General features: G+C 27.4%; 5 protein-coding genes. 2 read left to right on the top strand and 3 right to left on the bottom strand.

The genetic code is table 11. The annotated features are described in order from the left end of the window. Together G3997_RS09835 and G3997_RS09830 are read right to left on the bottom strand one after the other, a co-directional pair. Window positions 1-222, bottom strand: a 222-nt coding sequence (locus G3997_RS09835; protein ID WP_296645591.1) for an MATE family efflux transporter, incomplete at its 3' end; no start/stop codon positions are given. A gap of 134 nt (window positions 223-356) precedes the next feature. Further along, window positions 357-2,270, bottom strand: coding sequence for an ABC-F family ATP-binding cassette domain-containing protein (locus G3997_RS09830; protein WP_296645590.1), 1,914 nt, complete (start codon window positions 2,268-2,270; stop codon window positions 357-359). Window positions 2,271-2,393: 123 nt separating this feature from the next. Here G3997_RS09830 and G3997_RS09825 point away from each other — a divergent pair, with 123 nt between their 5' ends. Next, a complete protein-coding gene (locus G3997_RS09825) occupies window positions 2,394-3,023 on the top strand; it encodes a redox-sensing transcriptional repressor Rex (protein WP_296645589.1) in 630 nt (209 codons plus the stop codon). A 49-nt stretch (window positions 3,024-3,072) separates the two neighbouring features. On the opposite strand, the gene G3997_RS09820 is transcribed toward G3997_RS09825, so the two are convergent. After that, a complete protein-coding gene (locus G3997_RS09820) occupies window positions 3,073-3,243 on the bottom strand; it encodes a DUF362 domain-containing protein (RefSeq protein WP_296645588.1) in 171 nt (56 codons plus the stop codon). 168 nt (window positions 3,244-3,411) lie between these two features. On the opposite strand from G3997_RS09820, the gene G3997_RS09815 reads away from it, so the two are divergent. Then, window positions 3,412-4,497, top strand: a complete 1,086-nt coding sequence (locus G3997_RS09815; RefSeq protein WP_296645587.1) for a CapA family protein — start codon at window positions 3,412-3,414, stop codon at window positions 4,495-4,497. Window positions 4,498-4,605 lie beyond the last annotated feature (108 nt).

Genomic DNA, 4,605 nt, shown 5'->3' with positions numbered 1-4,605 from the left:
ACCACCTACAATACCAGATAAGGCCATATTAAATAAAAAGAAATATTGGTTTGCAACCCCTATAGAGGCAACAGATGATTCACCTAAACTACTTATCATAACAGTATCTATTATATTTACTGATGTAGATATAAGTTGTTGTATTATTATAGGAATACATAATGAAATAAGTAATTTATAAAATTTTTTGTTATTATCATTTAATGAGAATAATCCTTCCACTAAATCACTCCTTTTGTATTAAATTTTTATGATATAAATAATAGCATAATAGGCTATTAATGTAACTAAGAAAAGATAGTAATAAAAAAGATATAAAGAGAATATATATTCACTACATAATATCTTTCTTGATTCTACATTAAAGTTTCCCATTCATCATAAAGGTTAGCAAGTTTTTCTTCTAAATTAGATTTTTGTTGACTAACTTCTCTTGATTTTTCAGGATTAGAGTAAACTTCCTCTTGGCATAAAAGAACATCCATTTCTTCTATTTTAGATTCAGTTTCTTCTATTTCTTTTTCTATATTTTGACGTTTAACTCTATTTTTCTTTTCAGCTTCTCTTTGTTCTCTTTCTTTTCTTTTTTCTTCTTTAAGTTGAGTCTTCGTTTTTTCTTCTACTTCTTCAATAGTACTCATTTCTTGAACTTGTTTTTTCTTTTCTATATAGTAATCATAGTTTCCAAGATACTCAGTAATTCCATTTTCATCTAAAACTAAAACTTTATCAACAACAGTATTTAAGAAGTATCTATCATGAGAAATAGTAAAAATAGTTCCAGTATAACCAGATAAAGCTTCTTCTAGAACTTCCTTAGAATCAATGTCTAAGTGGTTAGTAGGCTCATCTAAAAGTAGTAAGTTTGCATTTGATAATATAAGCTTAAGAATTGCCACCCTAGCTCTTTCTCCTCCGCTTAAAGTTGATATCATTTTAAATACTTCTTCACCTTCAAATAAAAATGCACCTAACATACTTCTTAGAGTAGTTTGAGTTAATTGCTTATTATCTTCCCAAATTTCATCTATTATAGTGTTATCAAGATTTAAAGTTTTTTGCTCCTGATGGAAGTAAGAAACATTTACATTTGTACCAAATTTGATTTCTCCAGATAGAGGAATAATTTCTTTCATTATTATTTTAAATAATGTCGATTTTCCAATACCATTAGCACCTATAAGAGCTACTTTTTCACCTCTGTATATATCTAAATTAAGGTCTTTAAATAAAATTCTCTCGCCATATCCCATAGATACATCTCTTATTTGTAGTACGTCATTTCCGCTAGTAACAGTAGGATTGAATTTTATTCTAGCTCTTTTTCTATAAGCTTCAGGTTTATCTAATACATCAACTTTAGCAAGTGCCTTTTCTTTACTTCTAGCTCTTTTTAAATGTTTTTCTCTTCCAAATGCCTTAAGCCTTTCTATTGATTCTTCTTGCTTTTTTAAATCTTTTTGTTGGTTCTCAAATTTCTTTTGTTCTAATTCTTTTTCTATTGCAGAAGCTTTAATGAAATCAGAATAGTTTCCGTTGTAAGTTTTTAACTTTTTATTATGAATTTCGAAGACTCTATTTACAACTTGATCTAAGAAATATCTATCATGTGATATTAAAATTACAGTACCTTTATATTGCTTTAAGAATACTTCTAGCCATTCTATAGCTTCCGAATCAAGATGGTTAGTAGGTTCATCTAATAAAAGTAAAGTAGGTTTTTTTAGAAGTAACTTACCTAATAAAACTCTAGTTTTTTCTCCTCCAGAAAGTATGCTAATAGGTTTATCCATATCTTCATCGCTAAAGCCTAATCCTTTTAATACACCTTTTGCTTCAGACTTATATCCGTATCCATTTTTATCAGCAAATAATTCTAGTTTATGAGAGTATTCATTCATAAGTTTTTCTAGAGTAGTAGAGTTAGTATTTGCACTTTCCTCAGCTATTTTATGTTCTAGATTTCTTATATATTTTTCCATTTCTATTAAATCTTTGAATACTTCCAAAACTTCTTCAAGTATTGTATTTTCAGAGTGGAAGTTAGTATTTTGTTCTAAATATCCGATTTCACAATCTTTAGATGTATATATATCTCCGCTATCATAACCATATATTCCTGAAATTATTTTGAATAAAGTAGTTTTTCCCGTACCATTAATTCCTATTATACCGATTTTATCGTATTCATTTACCGTAAAACTTACGTTTTCTAATATAGAATCTATTCCGAAACTTTTATTTAAGTTATTACATGACAAAACAATCATAAATTTATACCTCCTTAAACTACCTAAAATTATAATGTTTTGGTATAATATAATCAAGGATATATATTTTTTGTTTTGGGAAACGTTAAAAGTAGTAAAAAACTATTATCCGGAGGTGAAAATATGGCAGAGAAAAACATATCAATGGCAGTAATAAGAAGATTACCTAAATATCATAGATACTTAAGTGATTTATTAGATAAAGATGTTCAAAGAATATCTTCTAAAGAATTAAGTGATATTATAGGGTTTACAGCATCTCAAATTAGACAAGATTTAAATAACTTTGGAGGGTTTGGACAACAAGGATATGGATATAATGTAGAAGCTCTACATAGAGAAATTGGAAATATATTAGGTTTAAATAAAGTATACAATGCAGTTCTTATAGGAGCGGGTAACCTTGGTCAAGCTATAGCTAATTATTCAGGATTTAGAAAAGCTGGTTTTAGAATAAAAGCATTATTTGATGCTAACCCTAGAATGATCGGACTTAAAATAAGAGATTTTGAAGTACTAGATTCAGAAGATATAGAAACTTTTGTCGAAGAAAATAATATTGATATAGCAATATTATGTATACCTAGAAATGGTGCACAAGATGTTGTAGATAGATTAGTAAATGCAGGAATAAAGGGAATTTGGAACTTTGCATCGATAGATTTAGAAGTACCTAACGGTGTTATAGTTGAAAATGTAAATCTGACAGAGAGTTTATTTACATTATCGTATTTAATGAAAGAAAATGAATAAATAAAAAAGCTATCTATATAGTAAATCTATTAGATAGCTTTTTTATTTATTATTCTGGTTGAGGAGCGTCAACAGGACATACTCCTGCACAAGCACCACATTCTATACAACAATCTGCGTCTATAACGTATCTGTCATCTCCAGAAGATATACATTCAACTGGACATTCAGCTTCGCAAGCACCACAGCTTATACAAGCATCGTTTATCATGTAAGCCATTGTAAAATCCCCCCTTATTTAAATTTAATATTATTATATCAAAACTATACCCCTTTTACAATTGATTTGTTAAATATAGCCATTTATTTACATATTATAGATTTTTTTACTTTACTAAGATAATTAAAGTTATTATAATTAATTAACAACATAAGGCAGGAGGAATATATGGCAAAAAAATATAATAAGAAAAAGCTTATTTTATTAGGAATTATTTTAGCAATTATATTAATTTTATTATTAAAATCAATATTAGAAAATTCTAAAAAGTATAATGATGAATCGATATCTAATAACGAAAAAATAGAAACAGAAATTGATAAACCTGTAGAGAAGAAAAGTATAACTATAAGTTTTGCAGGTGATGTAACAATGGGAAATTATAAAGGATCTTCTTATTATGGAACCTTTGACAATGAGTTTCAAAATAGAGAAGGTAACTTTGATTACTTTTTTGAAAATGTAAAAGATATTTTTATTAATGATGATTTAAGTGTTGTTAACTTAGAAGGACCACTGACAACTGCTCAAAATGCTAAGGTGAAAAAATTTGCATTTAAAGGTGATCCATCTTATGTGAATATATTAAAAAGTGGAAATATAGAAGCAGTAAGTATTGCTAATAATCACTCTGAAGATTATTTTGAGCAAGGAATAGAAGATACAAAATTTATATTAGGAGAAAATGATATAAAATATTTTGGTCTAGGGGAGAAATCTATAATTGATACAAATGGTATAAAGATTGGATTATTAGGATACAATGGCTGGACGGAAAACTATACTGAAGAAAATTTAAACAATATGAAAAGCGATATAGAAGTATTAAAGAAAGAAGCTGATATGGTAGCAGTATACTTCCACTGGGGAGTAGAAAGAGCATACACACCAAATCAAGTACAGAAAGATTTTGCACATAATGCTATTGATTATGGAAGTGATTTAGTTATAGGAGCACATCCACATGTACTACAAGGAATCGAAGAATACAATGGAAAGTACATAGCTTATAGTTTAGGGAATTTCTGTTTTGGTGGAAATAAAAATCCAAGTGATAAAGACTCTATGATATATCAACAGACATTTAATTTTGAAAATAATGAATTAGTAGGAATTGAAGTTCCAAACATAATACCTTGTTCTATATCTTCAACAAAATCTAGAAATGATTATAAACCAACAGTTTTACAAGGGTCAGAATCAGAACGAGTTTTAAATAAAATAAAAAGTATAAGTGAAAGTTTAAATAAGTAAAGAATGGTCATCAGGCCATTTTTTACTTATTTTTAAAAGCAATTTAATACTATTTTTAAAAATAAAATTAGATATAAAAAAGAACATAAATRTGGAATTTATATTATT

It is taken from the genome of Romboutsia sp. 13368, from assembly GCF_018336475.1.
In the GTDB taxonomy this organism is placed as follows: Bacteria; Bacillota; Clostridia; order Peptostreptococcales; family Peptostreptococcaceae; genus Romboutsia.
The sequence above is the reverse complement of the archived record's forward strand: the minus strand, read 5'-3'. Positions and strand labels throughout refer to the sequence as shown.

Excerpts from the sequence above, each read along its gene's own strand:
- G3997_RS09830 (WP_296645590.1), bottom strand. The coding sequence starts at position 2,270 with ATGATTGTTTTGTCATGTAATAACTTAAATAAAAGTTTCGGAATAGAT.
- G3997_RS09825 (WP_296645589.1), top strand. The coding sequence starts at position 2,394 with ATGGCAGAGAAAAACATATCAATGGCAGTAATAAGAAGATTACCTAAA.
- G3997_RS09820 (WP_296645588.1), bottom strand. The coding sequence starts at position 3,243 with ATGGCTTACATGATAAACGATGCTTGTATAAGCTGTGGTGCTTGCGAA.
- G3997_RS09815 (WP_296645587.1), top strand. The coding sequence starts at position 3,412 with ATGGCAAAAAAATATAATAAGAAAAAGCTTATTTTATTAGGAATTATT.